At 40.7% G+C, this 24,677-nt stretch carries 19 protein-coding genes, 3 pseudogenes and 1 other annotated feature; of the genes and pseudogenes, 15 read left to right on the plus strand and 7 right to left on the minus strand.

The window, feature by feature from the left end; all coding sequences use genetic code 11:
• Positions 1 to 214 (minus strand): annotated as a pseudogene (locus HMPREF0549_RS10060) (5-methyltetrahydropteroyltriglutamate--homocysteine methyltransferase); the annotation flags it as partial.
• A 544-nt stretch (positions 215 to 758) separates the two neighbouring features.
• Positions 759 to 996, plus strand: a binding site (T-box leader).
• A 108-nt stretch (positions 997 to 1,104) separates the two neighbouring features.
• On the opposite strand from HMPREF0549_RS10060, the gene HMPREF0549_RS00960 reads away from it, so the two are divergent.
• Positions 1,105 to 2,055 carry a ketopantoate reductase family protein gene (locus tag HMPREF0549_RS00960; RefSeq protein ID WP_003716373.1) on the plus strand — a complete coding sequence of 317 codons (951 nt, stop codon included), beginning with the start codon at positions 1,105 to 1,107 and terminating at the stop codon, positions 2,053 to 2,055.
• 86 nt (positions 2,056 to 2,141) lie between these two features.
• Here the strand turns inward: HMPREF0549_RS00960 and HMPREF0549_RS00965 are convergent.
• Together HMPREF0549_RS00965 and HMPREF0549_RS00970 are read right to left on the minus strand one after the other, a co-directional pair.
• Positions 2,142 to 3,572: pseudogene (locus HMPREF0549_RS00965) on the minus strand (C69 family dipeptidase).
• An 82-nt stretch (positions 3,573 to 3,654) separates the two neighbouring features.
• Positions 3,655 to 4,368, minus strand: a complete 714-nt coding sequence (locus HMPREF0549_RS00970; RefSeq protein WP_003716376.1) for a winged helix-turn-helix transcriptional regulator — start codon at positions 4,366 to 4,368, stop codon at positions 3,655 to 3,657.
• Between the two features lie 113 nt (positions 4,369 to 4,481).
• Here HMPREF0549_RS00970 and HMPREF0549_RS00975 point away from each other — a divergent pair, with 113 nt between their 5' ends.
• Genes HMPREF0549_RS00975 through phoU form a run of 5 tightly spaced genes read left to right on the plus strand, consistent with a single transcriptional unit; the run spans position 4,482 to position 8,614 of the window.
• Positions 4,482 to 5,354, plus strand: coding sequence for a phosphate ABC transporter substrate-binding protein (locus tag HMPREF0549_RS00975; protein WP_003716377.1), 873 nt, complete (start codon positions 4,482 to 4,484; stop codon positions 5,352 to 5,354).
• Between the two features lie 3 nt (positions 5,355 to 5,357).
• On the plus strand, positions 5,358 to 6,257 hold the full coding sequence (gene pstC, locus HMPREF0549_RS00980; protein WP_003716378.1) for a phosphate ABC transporter permease subunit PstC: 900 nt from the start codon (positions 5,358 to 5,360) through the stop codon (positions 6,255 to 6,257).
• Positions 6,257 to 7,138: a phosphate ABC transporter permease PstA gene (gene pstA / locus HMPREF0549_RS00985; protein WP_003716379.1), complete on the plus strand. Its 882-nt coding sequence runs from the start codon at positions 6,257 to 6,259 to the stop codon at positions 7,136 to 7,138. Before pstC ends, pstA begins: the two co-directional genes overlap by 1 nt.
• 10 nt (positions 7,139 to 7,148) lie before the next feature.
• Positions 7,149 to 7,904 carry a phosphate ABC transporter ATP-binding protein PstB gene (gene pstB, locus HMPREF0549_RS00990; RefSeq protein WP_003716380.1) on the plus strand — a complete coding sequence of 252 codons (756 nt, stop codon included), beginning with the start codon at positions 7,149 to 7,151 and terminating at the stop codon, positions 7,902 to 7,904.
• Between the two features lie 11 nt (positions 7,905 to 7,915).
• The gene (gene phoU, locus HMPREF0549_RS00995) at positions 7,916 to 8,614 is read left to right on the plus strand and encodes a phosphate signaling complex protein PhoU (RefSeq protein WP_003716381.1); all 699 of its coding nucleotides are present in this window, start codon (positions 7,916 to 7,918) and stop codon (positions 8,612 to 8,614) included.
• Positions 8,615 to 8,810: 196 nt separating this feature from the next.
• Here phoU and HMPREF0549_RS01000 read toward each other — a convergent pair whose 3' ends face one another.
• Positions 8,811 to 10,169 carry an APC family permease gene (locus HMPREF0549_RS01000; protein ID WP_040530629.1) on the minus strand — a complete coding sequence of 453 codons (1,359 nt, stop codon included), beginning with the start codon at positions 10,167 to 10,169 and terminating at the stop codon, positions 8,811 to 8,813.
• A 206-nt stretch (positions 10,170 to 10,375) separates the two neighbouring features.
• On the opposite strand from HMPREF0549_RS01000, the gene HMPREF0549_RS01005 reads away from it, so the two are divergent.
• The 4 genes and pseudogenes from HMPREF0549_RS01005 (at position 10,376) to HMPREF0549_RS01020 (ending at position 14,031) form a co-directional block, all read left to right on the plus strand.
• Positions 10,376 to 11,677: an alkaline phosphatase family protein gene (locus HMPREF0549_RS01005; protein ID WP_003716383.1), complete on the plus strand. Its 1,302-nt coding sequence runs from the start codon at positions 10,376 to 10,378 to the stop codon at positions 11,675 to 11,677.
• Positions 11,678 to 12,932, plus strand: a pseudogene (locus tag HMPREF0549_RS01010) (MFS transporter).
• On the plus strand, positions 12,933 to 13,241 hold the full coding sequence (locus HMPREF0549_RS01015) for an MGMT family protein (protein WP_003716386.1): 309 nt from the start codon (positions 12,933 to 12,935) through the stop codon (positions 13,239 to 13,241). It abuts the pseudogene before it with no gap.
• 79 nt (positions 13,242 to 13,320) lie between these two features.
• Entirely contained in the window at positions 13,321 to 14,031 is a 711-nt protein-coding gene (locus HMPREF0549_RS01020) for an MIP/aquaporin family protein (protein WP_003716387.1), read from the plus strand.
• A gap of 84 nt (positions 14,032 to 14,115) precedes the next feature.
• Here HMPREF0549_RS01020 and thrS read toward each other — a convergent pair whose 3' ends face one another.
• From thrS to HMPREF0549_RS01035, 3 genes are all read right to left on the minus strand, one after another.
• On the minus strand, positions 14,116 to 15,921 hold the full coding sequence (gene thrS / locus HMPREF0549_RS01025) for a threonine--tRNA ligase (protein WP_003716388.1): 1,806 nt from the start codon (positions 15,919 to 15,921) through the stop codon (positions 14,116 to 14,118).
• Between the two features lie 339 nt (positions 15,922 to 16,260).
• Positions 16,261 to 16,836 carry a hypothetical protein gene (locus HMPREF0549_RS01030; protein ID WP_003716389.1) on the minus strand — a complete coding sequence of 192 codons (576 nt, stop codon included), beginning with the start codon at positions 16,834 to 16,836 and terminating at the stop codon, positions 16,261 to 16,263.
• A 241-nt stretch (positions 16,837 to 17,077) separates the two neighbouring features.
• The gene (locus tag HMPREF0549_RS01035) at positions 17,078 to 18,682 is read right to left on the minus strand and encodes an Nramp family divalent metal transporter (protein ID WP_003716390.1); all 1,605 of its coding nucleotides are present in this window, start codon (positions 18,680 to 18,682) and stop codon (positions 17,078 to 17,080) included.
• Between the two features lie 360 nt (positions 18,683 to 19,042).
• On the opposite strand from HMPREF0549_RS01035, the gene HMPREF0549_RS01040 reads away from it, so the two are divergent.
• The 5 genes from HMPREF0549_RS01040 (at position 19,043) to HMPREF0549_RS01060 (ending at position 24,594) form a co-directional block, all read left to right on the plus strand.
• Positions 19,043 to 20,056, plus strand: coding sequence for a zinc-dependent alcohol dehydrogenase family protein (locus tag HMPREF0549_RS01040; protein ID WP_003716391.1), 1,014 nt, complete (start codon positions 19,043 to 19,045; stop codon positions 20,054 to 20,056).
• Between the two features lie 146 nt (positions 20,057 to 20,202).
• Positions 20,203 to 20,721 (plus strand): TetR/AcrR family transcriptional regulator, encoded by a 519-nt coding sequence (locus tag HMPREF0549_RS01045; protein ID WP_003716392.1) that lies wholly within the window; start codon positions 20,203 to 20,205, stop codon positions 20,719 to 20,721.
• 5 nt (positions 20,722 to 20,726) lie between these two features.
• A complete protein-coding gene (locus tag HMPREF0549_RS01050) occupies positions 20,727 to 21,791 on the plus strand; it encodes an ABC transporter permease (RefSeq protein WP_003716393.1) in 1,065 nt (354 codons plus the stop codon).
• Positions 21,792 to 21,805: 14 nt separating this feature from the next.
• Positions 21,806 to 22,492, plus strand: a complete 687-nt coding sequence (locus HMPREF0549_RS01055; RefSeq protein WP_003716394.1) for an ABC transporter ATP-binding protein — start codon at positions 21,806 to 21,808, stop codon at positions 22,490 to 22,492.
• A 122-nt stretch (positions 22,493 to 22,614) separates the two neighbouring features.
• Complete coding sequence (locus tag HMPREF0549_RS01060; protein WP_003716395.1) at positions 22,615 to 24,594, plus strand: ABC transporter ATP-binding protein/permease; 1,980 nt, start codon at positions 22,615 to 22,617, stop codon at positions 24,592 to 24,594.
• Positions 24,595 to 24,677 lie beyond the last annotated feature (83 nt).

The following is a 24,677-nucleotide window of genomic DNA, read 5'->3' on the forward strand; positions in this document are numbered from 1 at the left end:
GGAATTCACCATCTGTAACAGCATTTAAACCGGCTGCTTCTTCCTTATTAACTAATTCGGTAATACATTGGTTTTCAACTTCTGTGAGTTGTTCTTGGTTAATCTTTCCTTGGGCAAAATCATTACGAGCTTCCTTTAGCTTTTGCGGACGAAGGAAACTACCAACAATATCATAACGGAATGGTGAAGTAGTGCGAGTTGTAAATTGAGTCATATTGAATACATCCTTTCTTTTTCAGATAAGTTCAGGAAATAAGAGTAAATAAAAAGTCCCTAGGAAAAGCAATTTAACTCTTCCTAGGGACGTCAATTTCAATCATTCAGAAATAACGTGTTACCACCCTATTTTGATCAGGCCTCACAACCTAATCCTCAGTAGGTACACCCGAAGGTAAACCTAGACGTTTTATCGGTCGTCAATCGTGAACAACTAACTAAATAATAGCTCATCGTTCGTAAGTGCTCCAAGACCATCTTCGTCAAAGTTCTCCAGATTGCTTCTCATCTAACGCAACTCTCTGTGCTGAATTTCTAAGACTACTCATCTTTTCAATGCAATTTGTAAATTCGATTGTCATTATATTAAAATATTCTCATTTTAATGTCAACGATTAATTTTCATTATTTTAAAAATTAAGTTCAATTGGTTCGTTAACTGGGTGGCTACAGCGACTGAATGTATTAAATTAGGGATTTAAAAAAGATATTGACAATTAATAATTAGCGAGTTAAATTAAAACACAATTAAATTATAATTATAAAACACATTGACAAGAAGAGTAGTTAGGATCATGTTTACAGAGAGTCCTTGGTTGATGAAAAAGGATAACCTGATGTTAATGAAAATCACTTTGAGTGCCAGGATGAAGTTAGTAATCTGCGGTGGGAGTAGCCCATTATCGCTACCGTGTTTAGTTTATGATGACTGAACATTTGAGGTTAATGGTGTGAGCTATTAACGAATAAAAGGTGGTAACACGCAGGAGCGTCCTTGAGGTTGATTAATCAATCTTAAGGCGCTTTTTTTGTTTATGGGTTACCGCTCGGCAAGAAAACTTTATTACTGAGACTTACTTGTGAGCTAAAGAAAGGGAGTTAGATATTATGAAGTTTACAGTAGTTGGTGCTGGAGCAATGGGTCTCCGCTTTGGTGTATTGTTACAAGAAGCAGGAAATGAAGTTGATTTTGTTGAAGGTTGGCAGCCACACTATGAACAAATGAAAAAACAAGGCGGGGTTTATGTCACTCGGGAACGACAAAATAAGCACCTTGTTCCCGTTAATGTGTATACACCAGAAGAATACACGGCAACCGATGCGGACTTTGTGTTCTTTGAACTGAAGCAGATGCAATTGGATGAAATGCTGGAACGGTGTAAGCATTTCTTCAAAGATCAGTATTGTTTAACCGCGATGAACGGGATGGGGCACGTTGAGAAATTGCTTAAATACTTCCCCAAAGAAAAGCTAACTGCTGGAACTGCACTTGTGGCAACCATCTTGACTGGCCCAGGTGAAGTAGAATTTGTTGGTAAGCCAGGGATGGGAACTACCAATTGGGCAAACTATACTGAGAAGCCGAATGCTAAAACAGATGAGTTAATGGCAGAATTAGAAAAAGCAAACTTCAACCCGTCATTGAAGGATAATTTCATGGGAACTTTAATGGCTAAGGTAGTCTTTAACTCAGTAGTTAATACTTTATGTACAATGTTTGAAATCACAATGGGTGAATATGCTTCCTTTGAGAAGGCAGATGAATTGTCCCGGCAATTAATTGATGAAGCCTATGATGTTTGCGAACGGGCAGGGGTTCAACTAGTTAATACTCGGGAGGAAGAGTTAGAGAGCGTTAACTATGTTTCTAAAGTTGGGAACCCGCACCACTATCCATCAATGTATCAGGATATGAGCCATAACCGTCCAGTAGAGGTTGATTACATCAACGGTTACTTTGTGAAGCTTGGGCGAAAATACCATTATGAAGCAAAGACGCATAACTTTGTGACTAACCTAGTTCACCTTGCAGAAGCTACGCGGGAACATCGGAAATAAAATAAAGAAGCTGAAAATTACTGGTAATAGTAAGAGCCTTGGAAAAATTATTTTCCAAGGCTCTTCATTTTTTGTACTTGCCGATCCTACAAGTTTGGATCCATCTTAAAGGTTAAATTAGAAAGCTCGGTTCCTTGAGTCATTAAATCAAACAACAATTCCTTTGCCTTAGCGTTGCAGTGACTCGCAATTTCATGATTTTGACCAGTAAGGTAAGTTGTGAGTTGCTTACATTCAAGTTTCTTAGCGTGTTCATCAACCTCGTGAATCTTTCGTCGGCACCATTCACCAAGTCCTTTTTGGAAGTCGAGATCAGCCTGATTAAATTCGCTGTAATGGGATTCAACGACCATTGCAAGGGCTTCATTAAGCCAAAAAGCACTCTTCAAATCCATCTTTTTTGGCAACTCACGGTATGAAACATCGGTATCATCCGCGTTAGCAAAGAATGGAACATAGGCATTGAAGCTTGGAACTCCCATTTCGATCCATTGGACAGCGGCATGCTTTGAATCAACGCTATTTCTCATTTGAAGAATATGTGATTGAGCAGTCCGGGAAAGGGAAATTGCCCGGTAGACTTTTCGATCGTGCTCATTACCGTCACCGAGTGGATCGTACTTTGTTTCATTGTAGTGGGACTTCAAAATATATTGGATATCTTCAACCGCAATTTTTCGTTCTGGCTTCCGGATAAAAGGCATCTCTGAAGATTCAGGTGTTTGGTTAGCAGCAGCAACAGGATTGAAGTAGCGTTGGACAAACCAAACTCGGGGAGTATTGTAATGATGATCGAATTGGGTATTTGTCCCAAAAATATGACGGAAATTCCATTGATCATTGTCCGGATTTAAACCATGAAGATTAACAAACTCTTCAATTCCATCGGACCACATGTAGTTATCTGAATCTTCAAAGTTAATTTTTTCAATGACAATTTGGTTAGCAGCGACAGCATAGCAATCATCAGGAATCCGAACTGCTACCCAGTGGTGTCCAGTAGCAATTTCCATGTACCAGACCTCGTTTTGGTCGTTAAATTGGACGCCGTTACCTTCAGCAGACCCATACTTTGACACTAACTTGCCCAGATATTCTACGCCTTAACGGGCACTATGGATGTATGGCAGGACAAGGTTAGTCATTGAGTCTTCAGCTAGACCATTCTTAATGTATGGATCGTAGGCGAGAACACGATCGTTAGCGTAAACACTTTCGGTGGCACTTTCACCAACATTTGCTTCGTTAAACCCATCTTCTTCATTTGGCCCCATGCTTTGGTCACCACTTGGTGTTGCAGTGTAGCGCATTCCGGTTGCTGGTAATTTGACGGTTAGTTTATTGTATGGTGAAACATATGTCTCGTCTCGGCCAGAAACTGCTGGTTGAACGATAAACCGTTTTGGTTCGATTGCAACTACCCGGTCTTCATTTCGGGCAATAAAAGTTGAACCATCCATTGAAGCTTTCTTGCCAACCATAATGGACGTACATGCAGAATTTTTAAAACGAGTCATTAAATCAGATCCCCTTTGTGTAATAATCCAAAAGTTCTATCTTCTTTTATTTTACACTTTCGAGGCTGGGATCTAAAAAATGTTATTTTACTAGCTTATAACCAAAGCCACGAACCGTTAATAGGTGATCTGGTTTATGTGGATCATCCTCAAGTTTATCCCGGAGATGACTGATATGGATATCGACAATTCGGGAAGTATCAAGAATATCGTATCCCCACACACCATTTACGAGTTGTTCCCGACTGAGTACCTGATCGTGATGTTCAATTAAGTAAGCGAGCAGTTGAAACTCTTTAGGAGTAAGCTCAACTGGCAAATCGTTCTTAGTGACAGTGTAATTTCCCTGATCGATTTGCCATGAACCGATTGAAGCTATTTGTGGTGAACTTCTTTTTTTAACAGGCGCAGACTCCTTTAGCTTTAACTGCTGATAAAGCCACAGCCGTTGTTCGATTAATGGTTGGATGATGCGTTCATTAAACGGAAACAAAATCAGATCATCCACTCGTGCTTTATAAAGCTTTCGCTGAATTCGTTCTGTTAGTTTGGTCGCAAAAGCAATGATTGGACCATGAACCTGCTCGCGGATCAAGGTCATTGTCGCGATTGTGGTATCTAGGGTTGTGTCAGTAAGATCCCAGAAGATCCCCGTAATTGGCTGCTTTTCAAGTTCAACCACTAATCCGGTTGGTGTTGTAATTTGGCTAAGAGTCCACCGTGCTTTTTTACAGAGGGTGGTTAGTTGCTGAGTTAATTCAGTGTTCTGACTCATTAGTAAAAATTTGTTAGTCATATTCTTCTCCAAAATTTACACAACTTTTACAATGCGAAGATTAAATATTTACATCGACTTGATATTCTCTATTTGTATCATATGAAGTTGACGAAAACAACTAGGGAGATAAGATGAAAAGAATAATCACGGGGATTATCGGTGCAGCAATAATTATCGGATTAGGAGCCGGTTGGGTTGCAGCGAAAAAACAACCGCCTCAAGAAAAAATCACAATTGTTGGTTCTACTGCCCTTCAGCCACTAACTGAAGCAGTTGTTGAAAACTATCGAAAGGTAAAGTCACGGACGAGTATTACTGTCCAAGGTGGCGGATCTGGGACCGGATTGAGTCAGGTTCAAGCTGGAGCAGTTAATGTTGGTTCATCAGACATCTTTGCGGATCAGCAGGATGGGATTAATGAAAAGAAGCTCATGGATCATATCGTTGCAGTTTCTGGAATTGTTCCAATTGTAAACCAGAAACTGGGAATTAATAATCTATCGCTTAAACAATTGCGACAAATTTATACGGGAAAGATCACGAACTGGCAACAAGTCGGTGGACCTAATTTACCAATCACGGTGATTAATCGGGCTGCTGGAAGCGGTACTCGGGTAGCATTTGAACAGGTAGTCCTCAAGAATGGTGAGCGGTCAGTCAATGCTCAAGAACAAGATTCGAACGGGACTGTAAAAGAAATTGTCAAGAATACTCCGGGATCAATTAGTTACATTTCCTTTGCTTACCTTAACGGCCAAGTTCAGCCAGTAAAAATTAATGGAGTTGCGCCAACGGCAAAGAATGTTACGACAAATAAGTGGCCATTATGGTCATATGAGCACATGTATACTCAGAAAAAGCCAACTAAGGCAACTAAAGAGTTTATTAATTACATGCAAACGAAGAAGGTTCAACAATCATTAGTCGAGGATGCAAACTACATTAATATTCATGATATGAAAGTCCAACGAACAGCGGACGGGAAGACAAGGATAAAGGAGTAAACGATGGATGATTTAAAAAAACAGTTAAGTCAGCCTTCAATTGAAAGCAAGCAGGAGTGGGTCGGTAAATTGATCAGCTACCTGGCAATTATTTTGATTGGTGGATTGGTAGGAACGATCTTAATTTTTCTTACCCTTAAAGGAATCGCGCTCTTTAAGGATAATGGGGTGTCAATCTGGCATTTTTTAACAAGTACTGACTGGCAACCGAGTCACCATCACTATGGCGCATTGCCGATGATCATTACTTCATTTAGTGTGACAGTCTTTTCGGGAATTATAGCCTTACCACTAGCATTGGTGGTTGCAATTGCGATTACAGAAATGCTCCCGAAAAAGACTTATCAGTATCTTCAGCCATTAATTGAATTACTTGTGGGGATCCCTTCTGTAGTATATGGATACCTTGGCTTGACCGTAATTGTTCCTAATCTTCGGCAAGTGTTTGGGGGAACGGGGTTTGGAATTCTGGCAGCAACGAGTGTTCTTTTCCTAATGATTCTCCCAACAATGACGTCAATGATCATTGATAGTTTACAAGCTGTCCCGCAAAAGTATCGGCAAGCATCGGCCGGGTTAGGGGCAACACGGTGGCAGACTATTTCCCGGGTAATAATTCCGAGTGCGAAGAGCGGGATTTTAACGGCAATGGTATTTGGAATGGCACGGACGTTTGGTGAGGCATTAGCGGTCCAAATGGTAATTGGAAATACAACCATTGTGCCAAAGAGCTTGATGGAATCCTCAGCCACGCTCACGAGTGTTTTAACAACGGGAATCGGAAATACAGTGATGGGAACAGCATCGAATAATGCATTATGGTCGCTGGCATTAATCCTTCTTGTGATGTCCTTGACATTTAACTTATTAATGCGGTTGGTAAGTAAGAAAGGAGCAAGATAATGAGTCCAGAGCGAGTTGACAGAATAGCAACTGGGGTAATACTGGGGCTAGCAGGATTGGTCGGGTTGGTAATCCTCAGTTTGTTAATTTACATTTTGGCAATGGGACTTCCCAATATTTCTTGGCACTTCTTAACGGCTAATGCTGAATCATTTGCTGCAGGTGGCGGAATTCGTGATCAGCTTTTTAACTCCCTTTATTTAGTTGTTTTGACCCTAATCGTTTCAGTTCCGTTAGCGCTTTGTGCGGCAATTTATTTGAGTGAATATGCTCCAGAAAATCGGTGGACACAAATGCTTCGGCTGGCAATTGAGGTTTTAAGTTCTTTACCTTCCGTAGTAGTTGGCCTGTTTGGCTACTTAGTTTTTGTCCTGCAGTTTGGTTTTGACTTTTCGTTGTTAGCAGGGGCATTAGCGTTAACGATCTTAAACTTGCCAATCTTGACCCGTAGTTGTGAGGATGCTCTTCAACAAGTCCCGTATTTACAACGGCAAGCGGGACTAGGGTTAGGAATGTCAAAATGGCGCGTCACGACTAAGATTGTTCTTCCTGCAGCACTGCCAGGGATCATTACTGGCGCAATACTAAGTGCTGGACGGATCTTCGGTGAAGCGGCCGCATTAATATATACTGCGGGGCAAAGTTCTCCAGCAATTAACTATGCTGACTGGAATCCTTTTAAGCCAACAAGTTTCCTGAACCCAATGCGACCAGCAGAAACATTGGCGGTTCATATCTGGAAAGTGAATAGTGAGGGGCTAGTTCTTGATGCTCGAGCAGTTTCCAATGGATCGGCTGCGGTATTAATTATTACGATTCTGTTGTTTAATCTTGTTGCCCGCTATGTTGGCCACCGAATTAAGCAACGTTTAGCTAAGTAAGGAGAAACAAATGCAAACAAGTACAGCTTTAGAAACTAAAAACCTTCAAGTCCTTTATGGTGAGAAGCATGTTGCTCACGATATTAACCTAAAGTTCCCCCAAAATAAAATTACAGCATTAATTGGCGCCTCTGGTTCGGGTAAATCGACAGTATTGCGGAGTTTGAATAGGATGAACGATGATTTTGCAACGGTAAAGGGAGAAATTAATTTCCACGGGGTAAATATCAACCAACCGAGAGTTAATGTTTACCGGGTTCGCCAGCGGATCGGAATGGTTTTCCAGCAGCCAACACCATTTCCGATGTCAATTTATGAAAACGTGATCTATGGCCTTAGGTTAGCAGGCGAAAAGGATCGACGGGTACTTGACCAGCGAGTTGAAGAAAGCCTTCGTCAGGCAGCGTTGTGGGATGAAGTAAAGGATCAATTAAAATCTAGTGCGCTTGCGCTTTCGGGAGGACAACAACAGCGACTTTGCATTGCCCGGACATTAGCAGTTCGACCAGAAATTATTCTAATGGATGAACCGACCAGTGCCCTTGATCCAGTTTCAACTTCGCAAATTGAGGATACTTTAGTACAATTGAAAGAGCAATTAACGATTATTATGGTAACCCACAACATGCAGCAGGCATCGCGCTCAGCAGACTGGACTGCATTTATGCATCAGGGACACCTTATTGAGTTTGATAAGACGGCAAATATTTTTATGAATCCACGAGAACAAAAAACTGCTGATTATTTAAGCGGTAAATTTGGTTAGGAGGATGTAGGATGGGTGCAATTTTTAACGATGAATTAAAGCGACTCCGTGGCCACTTTATGGAGATGGGGATCGATGCTAGTGAACAGATTTATCAAGCAACGAAGGCGTTTACAGAGAGCGATACAGTATTGGCAGAGCAAGTCCTAAAAACTGATCCTAAGATTAATGATGAGGAAATTAATCTTGAAAAAGAAGCGCTTAAGTTAATGGCGTTACAACAACCTGTAGCAAGCGATTTTCGAAAAATTATTAGTATTTTGAAGGCAAGTAGCGACATTGAACGGTTAGGCGATTATGCATCCCACATTGCTCGGGCAGCCATTCATTTAAGCGATCGGGAGCATAATGAAGAAATTGAAGAACAGATTGAAAAGATGATGATGATTGTTCGGGAGATGTTAGAACGGGTTCTGGATGCATATGTTTATACTGATGAACAAAAAGCCTATGAGGTTGCTAATGAAGATTTAAAAGTTGACTTAATCTATGTTCAACAGCAACGGGCAATTATGAATGCATTGGTAAAAGCAGGGCAGAACGTTAAAACGTATGGTGATTACCTTTCTGTAATTCGTTACCTTGAGCGTGCCGGCGATCATATTGTGAACCTTGCAGAATGGATTATTTATAGTGGTTCAGGGAAGCTGGTAGAGTTGAACCCTGGAAAGGCTGATCCAACGATGGTTAAACGGAAACTACAAAAATAATCATAGTCCGAATAAAAAAAGGCTGTGACATAAGCTCTATTACTTAGATAAAACACGAACAACGCAGTACACAAATGAGCTCCAGTGCTCGGTAAGATCCGAACTCTGGAGCTCTATTTGTGCTTGCGGGGGCGTGAAAACGAAGTCATAAATGACTTCTGTCACGCTCCCTTTTCGAATGTATTAAAGACGGACCTTATTCCTTCGTAAAATTGAATTCGTCCGCATGACGGAGCGAGTAGCAGAAGTAAATAATTAAGCCAAGAGCGATCCAAGCAAGATATGTTAACCAGGCAGTTAACGAGATGCTAACAAGAAGAACGATACAAATAATAATTGAAAGTACCGGAATTGTTTTACCAAATGGCACCTTGAATGGTCGCTTAAGTTCTGGGTAACGGAGACGCAGGATAATAACAATAAGTGAAATTAACGCGAAAACCATTAGAGAACCGATGTTAGCAATTAATGCCAGGTAGTGAAGGTCAAATTCACCAGCTAAAACCGCTGAAAAGATCCCCACTAACCAGATTGCTCGATTAGGACTTTGAGTTTTAGCATTTACTTTAGCAAGGCCTTGAGGAAGAAAGGCACTTCGACTCATTGACTTAAGAATGTTAGAGCCAGCATAGATAAAGGCAAACACAACTGCCATGATTCCTAAAACAGCCCCCAGGGAGACAATCTCCGCAACGAAACTATGCCCCTTAACAATCAGAACATAGGACATGGCTTCAGAGACATTTAACTTGGTATAGGAAACAACCCCTGTCATAACAAGACTTACTAATACATAAAGGGTGGTAGAGATAATCAGACATAAAATTATTGCCCGGGGAATATTTTTATCAACATCCTTCGCGTCTTCTGCAGAAGTTGCCAGGGCGTCAAAGCCAAGGAACGAGAAGAAAACAGCAGAAGCACCAGTGAAGATTCCCTTATAACCATACGGGAGGAAAGGGTGCCAATTGCTTGGGTTAACGTGCTGAACGCTAACGATAATAAATAAAAGGATGATAAAAATTTTTACCCCAACAAGGAAGTTATTAATTAACTTACTCTCGCTTGTTCCTCGAGTTAGGATAATTGTCATTAAAAAGATCATCAGGACAGCTGGAAGGTTAACATACCCCCCAGCAGCTGGAGTAACTAAGAAACGATGAGGAAGGTTAACACCGAGAACCTCTAAAAATGATTGAACATAACCGGTCCAGCCATTCGCCACCGTTGCTGTGGTAGTAACGTAGACCCCAATTAGTGTCCAGCCGGCCAAAAATGCGACGAACTTACCAATAGATACCCAAGCATAGAAGAAGGCACTCCCAGAATTAGGTAAACTAGTAGTTAGTTCAGAATAACAGAGGCCAATTAATCCACTAGCTAACGCGGCAATTAGGAAAGAAAAGACGATCGCTGGGCCTGAATCTTCCGCGGCGACAATTCCAGTTAATACTAGAATTCCCGTACCAATAATTGCGCCGATACCTAAAATGGAAAGGTCAAAGAGACCGAGAGTTTTCTCGTGCTCTTTACCCTTTGGTAACTGATTTTGCATAATGATGATTCCTTTCAAAAAAATACAGAAAACTGAACCTTAATTTTACATTAAAAATCGCTGTGAATCAAATTGCCGATCCTGTAACCGCTTGCTTTAGCTCTTCTTTCAACGAACTTACTTTTATCATTTTATCTTTGGGGTTACGAATCTGCTAAGTTTTATTTTAAAATGGAAATAAAACTTAAAAGGAAGCAGATGGGATAATGGCATTACATAAATTGGTAGTAATCTCTCTTGATTCGATGGGCTTTCGCGATCTCGATGAATTTCGCGAATTCATTCCCCATCTTGATCAATTAATTAAACGGGGAACGTGGGTTAAACGGGTTAGAGGAATCTTTCCGACCTTAACTTACCCATCACATACTTCAATCATTACTGGCCAATATCCAGCAATTCACGGCATTGTAAACAACACAAAAATTCAACCACAACGCGAATCGCCTGATTGGTACTGGTACCGTAAAGATGTTAAGGCAATGCCGCTTTATGATGTTGCACGTGAAGCCGGCTTAACAACGGCAGCATTTTTGTGGCCGGTTACTGCAGGAAGTAAAATAAATTATAATTTAGCAGAGATTTTTCCTAATCGGATCTGGACGAATCAAGTATTAGTGTCACTTAAAGCAAGTTCGCCACTGTTTCTTTATCAAATGAACCATCGCTACGGAAAACTTCGGCGAGGGATCAAGCAACCATGGCTTGATGATTTTGTGACTGCATGTGCTGTAGATACAATAAAAAATAAGCGCCCAGATCTTACGCTAATTCATTTAGTTGATATGGACAGTATGCGTCACCGGAATGGGGTTCGTTCTCCACAAGCTAAGGCGGCTTTGCAAAGGTTAGATCGTCGGGTAGCAAAGATTATTCAGGCAAGCCGTGATGCGGGGACATATGACGATACTGATTTTGTAATTTTAGGTGACCACTATCAAATCAATGTTGATAAAATGATTCACCTTAACATGGCCTTCGCAAAACAGGGCCTGCTTACCCCGATTAAGGGAAAGTCAACGTACAAGAATAATTGGCGAGTGACCGCTAAAACATGTGACGGAGAAACGTATATTTATACTAAGGGCTATGTTGATCTGAATAAGTTGAAGCAATTAATTGCTGGTGTCGAAGGTGTTGAACGGATTTATAGTGGTGCGGAAGCGGTAAAGCTCGGTGCCGATCCAAAATGTAGTTTTTTAGTTGAGGCCAAACCGGGGTATTACTTTACCGATGAAGTTAATCGGCCGGCAATTGTCGAAAAGGTTGATCCCGGCTCGCTTGGCACTCATGATCGCTACCGTGCTGTTCATGGTTATGGTCCTAACCAGCCTAATTATTTCACAACTGCAATTTTTGTTGGACCAAGCATTAACCAAGGAAAGGAAGTAGAAACAGCCCACTTGGTTGATGAAGGGCCAACATTTGCTAAGATATTAGGACTCCATTATCCTGCACCAACAGCCGGTCAGGTAATTCCTGGAGTAATAAAAAGTGAGGTTAAGTAAGTGAAGTTTAATAAGCAACAGTGGCAATGGATTTTTTATGACTGAGCTAATTCTGGTTACGGAATTTTAGTAGTGACTGCTGTCTTGCCGGTTTACTTTAAGGCTATTGCAAATGAGAACGGGATTAGTGCAACCAATTCAACCGCATTTTGGGGTTATGCGAATAGTTTTGGTACTTTAATTGTGTCATTAATGGCACCGTTACTTGGCGCGCTGGCGGATTACCCTAATTCAAAGCGACGGTGGCTGAATTTGTTTACGTGGGTTGGGATTGCAATGACCTTTGCGTTAGCTGTCGTTCCGATAAATCAATGGGCTGTGTTACTAATTATTTATGTTCTTTCGGTAATTGGTTATTCTGGCGGAAATCTTTTTTACGATAGTTTTCTGACTGATGTCGCTGATAATCAGCAGATGGACGCTGTTTCAATAACCGGTTACGGGATGGGCTATCTTGGTGGTGTCCTCGCTTTCATTATTTTTCTTGGTGCACAACTAACTGGTGGTTTTAATGGCCTTTTAAGTAGTTATGGAATTGCCAAATTCAGCTTTATTCTCGCTGCGGTTTGGTGGGTAATTTTTGCTTGGCCGTTGTTAAGAACATGGGCATCAGTACCATAATGTTCAGGCGGTAACCGATCCAGTGGTGGATAGTTTCAAACGATTGGGAAGAACGCTTTATCACGTTAAACAGCACCGAAAGATTTTCTGGTTTTTGGTTGCTTACTTCTTTTATATTGATGGTGTCGATACTATTTTTACAATGGCGACCGCAATCGGGAAGGACCTCGGAATCGAAACAACAATGCTAATGCTTGTTCTGCTTATGGTTCAATTAATTGCATTCCCGTGTTCAATTCTTTATGGTTGGCTAGCTCAGAAGACATCAAACCGTTTAGCAATTCTAGTAGGGATTATCATTTACCTTTTTATTTGTTTAGATGCGTTACGCTTAAAATCATTAGCTGATTTTTGGGTTCTTGCTATTTTAGTTGGGACAAGTCAAGGCGGGTTACAAGCGCTTAGTCGGTCTTATTTTGGCCAGTTGATCCCTAAAGATTCGAGTAGCGAGTTCTTTGGCTTTTATAATATTCTTGGTAAATTTTCCGCTATTTTGGGTCCGGTAATTGTGGGCTTTGTAACCCAATTGACTAATAAATCCACGGTTGGTGCAGCTTCTCTTAGTATTCTTTTCTTAATTGGACTAATCATTTTTCTAATGTTGCCGCGGTTGACTCAAGAAACGAGTGATTAAATGACAAAGATTGATGAGCAGTTTATGCAATCTGTGTTGAACATTGTTGATATTATTCCGTTCGGTCGGGTAGCAACCTATGGGCAAATCGCTAAAATAATCGGTCGTCCCCGAAATGCTAGATTAGTGGGTAAGGCTCTTGGCAAGTCCGGCGGCTATGGTAAACATCCTTGTCACAGGGTAGTAACCGCTACTGGCCGACTTGTTCCAGGATGGTTTGACCAGCGACCAATGCTGATGGCTGAGAAGGTACCGTTTAAGGACGAAAACCATGTTGATATCAAACGATGTCAATGGCGTGGGATCTAATAGTTAGCAGTAATTTCAACTTAAGTATGCTAAAATTAAACCATCTCTGTAAGCGAATACAAGAAGGGTGGGAGCTTGAATGCATGGATTTATTGGCGAATTTTTTGGGACAATGATTTTAATTGTCCTTGGCTGCGGTGCGTGTGCTAGCGTAAATTTAAAACAAAGTTATGGTCGCGGGAGTAACTGGTGGTACATTAGTATCTCCTGGGGACTAGCAGTAACAATGGGAGTTTATGTTGCTGGGTTCCTTGGTTCTCAAGGGCATCTTAATCCTGCGGTAACGATCCCATACGCAATTTTTGGCTTGTTTCCCTGGCATTCAGTGCTTCCTTATTTAAGTGGTCAATTTTTGGGTGCTTTTGTTGGCGCGATCATTGTGATTATTCAATTTTACCCGCAATTTAAGGTCACTAAAACGCCTAAGGAAGGGAATACTGTTGGCATTTTTGCTACGCGGCCGGCAATTAAAAACGGTCTGTTTAACTTTCTTTCAGAATTTATTGCGACCTTTGCCTTTATTTTCATCTTGTTGAATTTAGGCAATTTTACTTCAGGACTAAAACCATTTATGGTTGGCCTTGTGATTGCCGTTATTGGAACTTGCCTTGGTTCAACGACTGGTTTTGCCTTGAATCCTGCCCGGGACTGGTCACCACGGTTAGCCTATACTATTCTTCCCGTACCAAATAAGGGAAAAGGTGAATGGGCATATGCTTGGGTACCAATGCTTGGCCCTTTGGCTGGGAGCCTTTTTGCGTGCTGGATAGAACAATTAGCAACAATCTAAAGAACATCTTGATAGAATAAAATAAAAGAGATCGAAAATTCCAATCAGAATTTTCGACCTCTTTTACTTTAGGATAAATGGTTTTTAGTTTTCCCGAGAGTATGATGCAATATCAGCGAGAATTTCGTTCATAAATGCATCTTGGCTCATTTCGTTTTGTTCCTTTTCACCATACTTCCGTACAGAAACACCGTTATTAGCCTTTTCATCGTCACCAACAACAAGAGTGTATGGAACCTTTTGAGTTTGAGATTCACGAATCTTGTAACCCATCTTTTCGTTCCGGTGATCAACAACAACCCGGATGTTAGCAGCCTTCATCTTCTTAGCAAGTTCATCAGCATATTCACCATGAGCATCTTCATTAACTGGAATAATGTGAACTTGTTCAGGAGCTAACCAGGTTGGGAAGGCACCCTTGTAAATTTCAGTTAAGTAAGCGATGAACCGTTCCATAGTACCAACAACACCACGGTGAATCATAACTGGTTGATGTTCCTTACCATCTTGGCCGACATAAGTAAGACCGAAACGTTCTGGAAGCATAAAGTCAAGTTGGATTGTTGACATGGTTTCATCATTGCCAAGGGCAGTCTTAGTTTGAATATCAAGCTTTGGACCGTAGAAGGCAGCTTCACCTTCAGCTTCGTAGTAATCAAGGTTAAGGTCATCCATGGCCTTCTTTAACATTGATTGAGACTTTTCCCACATCTCATCGTTAGCATAGTACTTCTTAACGTTCTTTGGATCACGAAGAGAAAGACGGAAACTGTAATCAGTAATGTCAAAGTCCTTGTAAACGTCCATGATTAAACGAAGAATCTTAGCAAATTCAGAACGGATTTGGTCAAGGGTAACGAAAGTGTGACCATCATTTAAGGTCATTTCACGAACCCGTTGAAGACCAGAAAGGGCACCAGACTTTTCGTAACGGTGCATCATTCCAAGTTCAGCAATCCGTAATGGAAGATCACGGTATGAACGAATATGGTGCTTGTAAATTTGAATATGGCTTGGACAGTTCATTGGCCGTAATTCAAGCATTTCACCATCACCCATGTCCATTGGTGGGAACATGTCATCGCGGTAGTGTTCCCAGTGACCAGAAGTCTTGTAAGCATCGAGGTTCATTAATACTGGAGTGTAAACGTGCTTGTAACCGTCCGCTACTTCACGATCAATGATGTAACGTTCGATTGTCCGCCGAATAGTGGCACCCTTTGGCATCCAGTATGGTAATCCGGCACCAACCTTTGGATCAACGAAGAAGAGATCAAGTTGGTTACCGATAACCCGGTGATCACGTTCCTTGGCTTCTTGACGCTTCTTAAGGTCTTCTTCTAAGGCATCCTTCTTGTAGAAGACAGTACCATAAATCCGTTGGAGCATTGGGTTTGATGACATACCCTTCCAGTAAGCACCGGCAACGGAAAGAAGACGGAGGTTCTTGACAACATCGCCATAAAGGAGAATATCGTCGTCGGCAACTGCCTTGACATCACCAAGTTGGTACATGGCAACCTTGCCATCCTTGGCACTTTCCTTGATCAATTCACTTGAGAAGCGGTCTGCTTCAACTTCTGTTAAAGCATCTTCAACAGGTACTTCGACAAATTCAACTTTTGCATCGTTCTTTGCCATTCCCTTGATAACATCTTCAAGTGCTGGTAATTCGTCAGCAGAAACTTGTTGGTTGTCCTTGTCTGAATCAACATGGAAACCATCTTCGTCAGCGACTGCTTCCCCTAAACGAATTCCCTTAAATTCTTGCTTTAAGGCAACCTTCAACATCAATGCAGAAAGCTTCCGTAATGCTTGTAAACCTTCTTTTGAATCACGATCGATCTTTTTAACTGATCCATCTGGTGACATAACAGCAACTTGAGCCATAAACAATCTCTCCCTTTTTTGTAGTTAAACAAAAAACGTCCCTAACGCTACTAAAGTAATAGCGTTAGGGACGTCAATTATTTTTATAATTAGCGTGGTTCCACCCATCTTCAGGACGTACTGATACCGTCCTCTCTAAGGTGTATTAACGGACACGACCCGACTCGCCTTATTTCGGCAAGCAATAAGTAAAGGTGGTACAACAATAATTAGATCCTCAACGGTGCTTCCAGCCTAGGCACCGACTCCCTAGTAGAGGGTAACTAATGTGCATATCCTTTAATTGCCTATGATTATATCACTGGGAGAACGAATCGCAACCCCTTTTTTGAATTTTATTTAGTGACTAGCAGAGTTTGGTGCTGGTGTAGAGCCAGTGCTACCACCATTATTTCCGTTATTAGATTGACCATTACCAGAATTGTTAGATTGATGGGCATTCCCGTTATTATTGTTCTGGTTTGATTGTGGAGTGCTGTTTTGAGAAGAAGTTGTGTTTCCGCCATTATTGTCGGTTGTGTGTTGGTCTTGATTAGAGTAGTGTTGAGTTCCCCGTGAACCGCCACCGTTATTGGTGGAGTATGAGAATGAATAAGTATCCTGGCCATCATCACTGGTACTAGAAGACTGGTGCTTTTTGTGATGCTTCTTTTTGTGTGACGATGATTTACTACTGGTTGAGACTGTTGTGTCATTGTTATCAGTATTAACAGGGTTTTGTTGCTTGATCAAAAAGATGATGATCATGATCACTAAGATGGCTAACAGGATTGCTAGCAGGATTTTGAAAAGCTTATTTTTTCCCTTAAAATGGGGCATCTTTGGCTTTTTACCGCCCAAGTGGGAACGACGATTGTTATTTGAATCATATAGCTGAACACGGGTAGGGCGTTCATTATTATTTTGATTGTTCAATGAATTCACCTCAAAGTTAAGGATGAGACTTATATTTTCAAAGATATATTATAACATTTTACCGGATTATCAACTGGTTTAGTGCTATTTAGAAGCAAAAAATTAGGGACCGGGAATTACCCCAGCCCCTAATTTTAAATCTTTACTTTTATTTAGGGAGGAAAAGATATAGGAGTTATCTTATGGTTCCTAATATACAGGTAAAGTTCGAAGAATTTGTGAGTGAATAATAAAGGAAGTTTTAATCCTTGCTATCAGCCATCTTTTCTTCCTTTTGACCGAAACCTTTTCCTTCAGCAGCAAAGCGTTTGTCACCACGATATAGTTCAACACAAGTCCAAGCTAAGAGGACAAGGATGATAATAATGGTGATGTAGGCTAAGACATCTGAAGTACCTTTTGACCAAATATCAAATCCTTCATATGTTGAAGGAAGGTTGTAGAGGTTCAAGAAAGTTAATGCAATAACGGAGATCCAACCACAAACTTTAACCCAGCCGCGGTTCTTAAATTCACCCATTTCAACGTCACTGTTAGTCATCATTAACAATGGCAACATTGAGAATGGTAGGGCAAATGCTAAGAATACCTGTGAGTTTTCCATTAGAAGGTTCAAAGCAGTGTGTTGTTGGATAGTTGATTCGCCTGAAGTCATCCCAACACAGATTAAAACAGGGATAACTGAGATAATCCGCGTAACAAGACGACGAGCCCAAAGTGGCATCTTCATGTGAACGAACCCTTCCATAATTACTTGACCAGTTAAGGTACCAGTAATGGTTGAGTTTTGACCAGAAGCAAGCAGGGCAACAGCAAATAGTGTTGAAAGAATACCAGACTTAGCAACTGCAATCAAAATTGGGTTACTGAGCATTGAAGTGTTGTTTAATGCATCGTAAAGGCCGAAGAATGAACTATCTTGAACGGCACCAGTCTTAAATACGGCAACCCCCATGATTAACAGCAATGCGTTAACAACAAAGGCTAATGACAATTGAATATTAGAATCCCAAGTGGTGAACCGGACAGTTTGCCGGATACTATCCAAGTCGTTGTGGTCGATTTGCCGAGTCTGAGAAATTGCTGAGTGGAGGTATAAGTTGTGAGGCATAACAGTCGCACCAATGATACCAAGTGAACCACTTAATGGAGTAATTCCACCGATTTCTGGTGACTTAGCAATTGCCTTAGTAGAAGGCAATAAGCCAGCAAAAGCAGCACCCCAGTTAGGGTGTGACAATGCGACTTGGTAAGCAAAGACAAACAGAATAACTAAAATTAGGCAGGCAACAATTGCTTCGATCTTCCGGAAACCAATCTTGGTTAATAATAGCAATACCAAAACATCAAGAACGGTAATAAATACTGATGGAATCAACGGAATATGGAATAACAAGTTAAGGGCGATTGCGGCACCAATAACTTCAGCAATATCAGTCGCCATGATGGCTAACTCAGTCATGATCCAGAGAATAACACCTAATGCTTTACCGGTACGGGCCCGTGTTGCCTGGGCTAAGTCCATTTGACTCACGATTCCGAGTTTAGCCGCCATGTATTGAAGTAACATCGCAATCAAACTTGAAATCAAGATAGTAGTCATTAAGGTGTACTGGAAACTCTGACCACCGGTAATTGAAGTAGCCCAGTTACCAGGATCCATATAACCCACGGCAACTAATGCACCAGGGCCAGAATAAGCGAATAATGTTCGCCAGAAACCTTTACCATGTGGAACCTTAATAGTTCCGTTAATCTCTTCCAGAGACTTACCGTTAGCATATTCAATTAAATGATGCTTACGGTGTTGATTTTTTGTGTTGTCCACGCCAAATCCACCTTTCATCTTTTTTTGTTAACACAAATTGAACAGATCGGTTAACTTAAATTGATTACTTTTTTAGGGTAACATAAAAAATAATATACTACAACGGAAGATTGCCTATTTGACGGTCTTTGTTAGTGGGATGAGGAAAAGCAAAAGACAAATTTTGGTTGACCTAACGAGGATCAAACCGCTTTCAAAAAGCGAAAATAAAATTTAAAATTCATAAAAATAATTAATTATTTTTAAATCAAAGAAACAAAGAATGAAATCACTAAGTGGTAGAAGAAATTTATGTTAACCGGTTGACATTGAAATGCTAATTCGATTATAATCAAACGCATAAGTTAAAAGAAATATTTCACAAGCGAGGTATTAGTAATGAAAGCTCTTGTATTAACTGCTGTTAAGAACTTAGAAGTTAAAGACGTTGATATGCCTGAAATTAAGCCTGATGAAGTGCTTGTTCACACTGCCTATGCAGGTATTTGTGGAACCGATCACGCACTCTACGCTGGATTACCAGGTTCAGCTGATGCTGTTCCACCAATTGTATTGGGACACGAAAACTCTGGTGTGGTTGCCAAGGTTGGTTCAGAAGTTAAGAATGTTAAGGTTGGGGACCGGGTTTCTGTTGACCCTAACATCTACTGTGGCGAATGTAAGTACTGCCGGACATCCCGTCCAGAACTTTGTGAACATTTAGATGCAGTTGGTGTTACTCGTGATGGTGGATTTGAAGATTACTTCACTGCACCAGCTAAGGTTGTATACCCAATTCCTGACAGTCTTTCATTAAAGGCGGCTGCGGTTACTGAACCACTTTCATGTGCTGTTCACGGGGTTGACCTTCTTGAATTGCACCCATACCAAAAAGTATTGGTTATTGGTGATGGCTTCATGGGCCAACTTTTCGTTCAAACTTTACTTGCTCAAGGGGTAGAAGAAGTTACCTTGAGTGGTCTTTCTGAAGACAAGTTGAAGTTAAACCACGACAAGTTTGGTGCGAAGACTATTAATACTGCTAAGGGTGAAAAGATTCCTAACGATACTTACGACATCGTCATTGAAGCCGTTGGTCGTCCAGAAACCCAAGAACAAGCGGTTGAAGCAGCTGCTCGTGGTGGCCAGGTATTAATGTTTGGTGTTGGTAACCCAGATGATAAGTTCTCCATTAACAGTTATGAAGTATTCCAAAAGCAATTAACCATTCAAGGTGCTTTCATTAACCCTTACTGCTTTGAAGATGCAATTGCTTTGATGGGTTCAGGTAAGGTTGATGTCTTACCATTGCTTTCTCACGAATTTGACCTTAAGGAAGTTGATGACTTTGTAAATGGTCGAATTGATGGTGTTTCTAAGGCTGTTGTTAAGTTAGCTGGGGAAGAAGCCTAAAGACAAGTTGAATTTTATAAAAAAGATTGAGTTTAGAACGAGCTCAATCCTTTTTTTTGCTCAAAGGTTGACACGGTGTCACCGAAATGTTACTGTTAATTTAACGAAAAGTGACACGATGTCAACCGATCAACGGGGGAATTAAAATGCCAAGCACAACTTTCTTAAATTTAAATGAGGATAAAAGGAAAAAGGTCGTTCAATCGTTATTACTGGAGTTTAGTAACCATAGTGTTTCTGATGCACAGGTTGCACGGATTGTTAAAGAAGCGGGAATTGCTCGTGGGGCTTTTTATAAGTACTTTAATGATTTGCAAGATGCATATGCTTACCTTTACCAGCAAGCAATGGTTGAAATTCATAAAAAGATCACGAATAGTAGCCAGATACTTAGCGCGGAAGAGTACCGGAAACAGATTAAAGATTTTTTAGATGCTGTTAATGGCAGTCCGTATCAAGATTTGATTCGGCTTCATTTTCAAGTAAATGAAAGTCTAGTTAAACCAAGTCACACTAAGGCTCCGCAACCAAAGGACAGTCGAGAGTGGGGAGTGATGGTATTAAGTCATGAGGCAATCAAGGAGAGCCTCCAAACTCCAGAGAAGGAAAAGCAGATTATCGAACGGTGTTACGAAGCAATTCGACTTCTAACACAGAAAGCGTGATTTAGATGTTTTTAGCAATCAAGGAAATTTTACATGAAAAATTTCGCTATGGCCTAATAATGGCAATGTTTATCCTGATTAGTTATTTGATGCTGATTTTAATGGGATTAATGTTGGGACTAGCGAACGAAAACACCGCAGCAATAAAGTCTTGGGGTACACAGACAGTATTTTTGAATAAGGATAGTAACGATAGCCTTAGTCAATCATTAATTACAAAGGATCAAATTAAAAGCCTTTCTAAAAATGATGCGCTTGTCGGGGCAACTCCAGTGGTTATCGAAACAACCGATAAAACAAATCACCATAAGGAAAACATCCAGTTTGTTGGTTTAGCTCGTGATCAATTTATTTACCAGGATCGGTTGGAATTAGTTAGTGGACACCGGGCAAAGAATGATCACCAGATTGTATTGGATGAAAGTTTGAGAGATAAGGGATACCGCTTGGGAAAGAAGGTTACCTTAAATTCACTTTCCCCAAAATATGAAGTTGTTGGCTTTGCAAAAAATGCAAAACTGAATATTGCACCAATTGCATACGGAAGCTTAGGAACATGGCGAAATTTAAAAGGAGTAAATAATTCAATTGTTGCTAGCGGTGTTTTTAGTAACCAAAAGCAGGCAGCTAGCAATGAACCCAAATTGGCTCACTATACCGCAAAAGAATTTATCAATAAGTTGCCGGGTTACCGAGCTCAGAATACAACCTTTATCTTTATGATTTCATTTTTAATGGTAATTTCATTGATTATCATTGCTGTTTTCCTCTATATCTTAACAATGCAGAAAATGGCTCATTTTGCAGTCCTTAGAGCTCAAGGGGTTCCAGCAAAGCACTTAGTTAGTTCAACGCTAGCTCAAGCAGTAATCTTAGTCTTTGTTGGTGATGTTGGAGGAATTATCTTAACTGAACTGACTTCACTGATGTTACCAACCACGGTACCAATCTTGATGAACTGGCCCTTAATTTTAGGATTATCTGCTGTGATGATTGTTTTAGGAATACTTGGTGCGTTATTACCTGTAAGACTAATTCTTAAGATTGATCCAGTTGAGGCACTTAATTAAGGGGGGGAAGAATTATGGAAACAGCCATAAAGTTAGAGAATGTAAATAAGTCCTTCGGTAAGGGAATCGGTAAAGTTCAGGTATTAAAGGATGTTAATTTTGCGGCCAATCTTGGTGAACTATGTTTAGTTCTTGGGCCTTCTGGTTCTGGTAAAAGTACATTTCTTACGATTGCGGGAGGCCTTCAAACACCGGATAGCGGGAAAGTAATCATTGATGGTCAAGATTTTTTGAGTCTCCCGAGTAAGAAACGGGATCAATTTCGGTTAAATAAAATTGGCTTTGTCCTTCAATCGTATAACCTGTTACCATATTTAAACATTGCTGACCAATTTAAGCTGGTTCAGCAGGTAAAGGAAGATGGCAACATGGATCAAAAAGAATTCCATCAATTACTTGATGAACTTGGAATTGAAAAACTATTAAAACAGTATCCGGCCGAACTTTCTGGTGGGCAAAATCAACGGGTTGCAATTGCCCGAGCACTATATACTGAACCACAAATTGTTTTAGCTGATGAACCAACATCTGCTCTTGATAGCGATCGGGTGGAAATGGTTGGAAAACTATTAAAAGAATTAGCTGCTGAGCGAAACAAGGCGGTAATCGTAGTAACTCACGATCTTCGGTTACGTCAATTTGCCGATAAGATTTATCAATTAGAGGATGGCAAACTAAAGCGCGAAAAAGTTCCCCAATAATTTCCCGGGAAATGATAATAAGATTTAATTTAGAATTATCCAAGGTAATTTTATAAGAGCGGTAACCTTGATATAATCGTTATATTAATGAGCGTTTAGATAAAACAGTTAAGGAGGAGACTATGGCCTTTCTGGAATTAAAGGATATCCGCAAAGCATATTACCTAGATAAACAGAAATTTCCCGTTCTTAAGGGAATTGATCTTTCTTTTGAGCGTGGCGAATTTGTTTCGATTCTTGGGGAATCCGGTGGTGGAAAGTCCACTTTAATGAATATTATTGGGGGCTTAGACCGTAATTTTAAGGGGAAAGTGATCGTTGACGGGAAAATAATTGATCACAGTAAGGAAAAGCAGTTGGACAACTATCGGCGCTCAACTGTTGGTTATATTTACCAGTCGTATAACTTAATTTCTCACCTAACAGTTCTTGATAATGTTTTGATTGCTCTTGATATGACAACCTTAGATAAAGCTGCTCGACGAAAACGGACATTAGAACTGCTAGAGCGAGTGGGGTTAGCTGATCAAGTTAATAAGCACCCCAACCATTTATCTGGTGGTCAAAAGCAACGGGTAGCGATCGCGCGAGCACTAGCTAATGATCCTCAGTTAATCATTGCTGATGAACCAACGGGGGCCCTTGATTCTGAGAATACAAAAGAAGTATTGAACCTTCTAGATGATATTGCAAAGGACGGGAAACTAGTAATTGCCGTTACCCACTCACAAGAAGTAGCGGATCATGGGACCCGGATTGTTCATCTTGCAGACGGAAAAATTGATGGAGATGAACGGCTTAGACCCGCATATCCAATTCCGGATGATCCAGAGCATCTTCAATCACGGGTCCTTCCGGCAATGGCAAGCTACCGGACCTCATTTAAGCATTTGATGTATAATTTTTGGCGAAATTCGCTAATAATGCTTGGAACAGCAATTGGTATTTTTGCGGTCCTCCTGTTCAGCGGATTGGGGAATGGTGTAAATGGCTATATGCAAGACCAAATTAATTCGTTAGCCAATCCCCGGAGTATTACCATCCTAAAAAACACCACTGGGAAAAAGATGACCCAGGATCAACTACAGATGTCTACCCAGAACATGATGGCGGATCCGCAATCGATGTTTATTAAACAAAGTGAGATTAATCAAGTGAAGAAGATTGCCGGAATATCCTCTGTCGAAAAGGGGTATATGTTACCAAGTTACCGGCTTTCGTATAAGGATCTCCAACAAAGCGGCACTTCAATGGAAAGCTGGACTGATGCAACCACAACTAGGGGAATTACTAAGGGTCATAAACCAGGTAATGGTGAGATCGTCCTTACTAAACAACAAGCAATCCAATTAAGCAGTGCTAAAAAGTATCGGCAATTAATTGGAAAGACAGTTAAGCTTAGTTTCAACTGGGTTGATGTTTCAGGGAAGCCAGTTCAAGCAGAGGGGAATGTCAAAGTATCAGGCATTTCTAATGGTACTAGTGTGAGGACTTCGATTAATTCCGCAACGCTAACCAGGATGATTCGCGAAGCTAATGGTAGCGTCCAGCCTAACTTTCTTTCTGTAAATGTTAAGGATCTAAACCAGGTCCAGACTGTTGCTGATCGGGTTAATAATTTACGGAATGCCCAGAATAAGCGAATCCTAGGTGCAATGACGGTCGGCTCAATTTTGAAGACTGTTAATACCTACGTTAAGTTAGCCTCTACCCTGCTTGCTGCCATTGCTGGAATTTCATTGCTTGTTTCGGCCTTGATGATTATTGTAACAATGTACATGTCAGTTTCAGAGCGGACCAAGGAAATCGGCATTTTACGGGCACTCGGTGAACGAAAAAAGGATATTCGCCGACTGTTCACATCCGAATCGTTGTTTATTGGATTCTTTTCCGCAATTTTGGCCCTGATCATTGTCTTTATTGCCACATTAGCAATTAATCATGGCCTATATCACTTGATTAAATATAATATTATTCAAATTACTTTTGGTAATATTGCTTTTGCCTTTATAGTAGCGTTGGTTATTTCATTCTTGGCAGCTCTATTGCCAGCCCGGCGAGCAGCTAACTTGAATCCAATTGATGCGCTTGCGGCAGATTAAAAGATCAGAATCGAATAATATTGAATAGGGGGCATAATCGATTAGTCATGACTGACGATCGGTGGTGCTCCTTTTCTTATGTT

Origin of the sequence: Limosilactobacillus vaginalis DSM 5837 = ATCC 49540, assembly GCF_000159435.1 — a bacterium.
GTDB lineage: Bacteria > Bacillota > Bacilli > Lactobacillales > Lactobacillaceae > Limosilactobacillus > Limosilactobacillus vaginalis.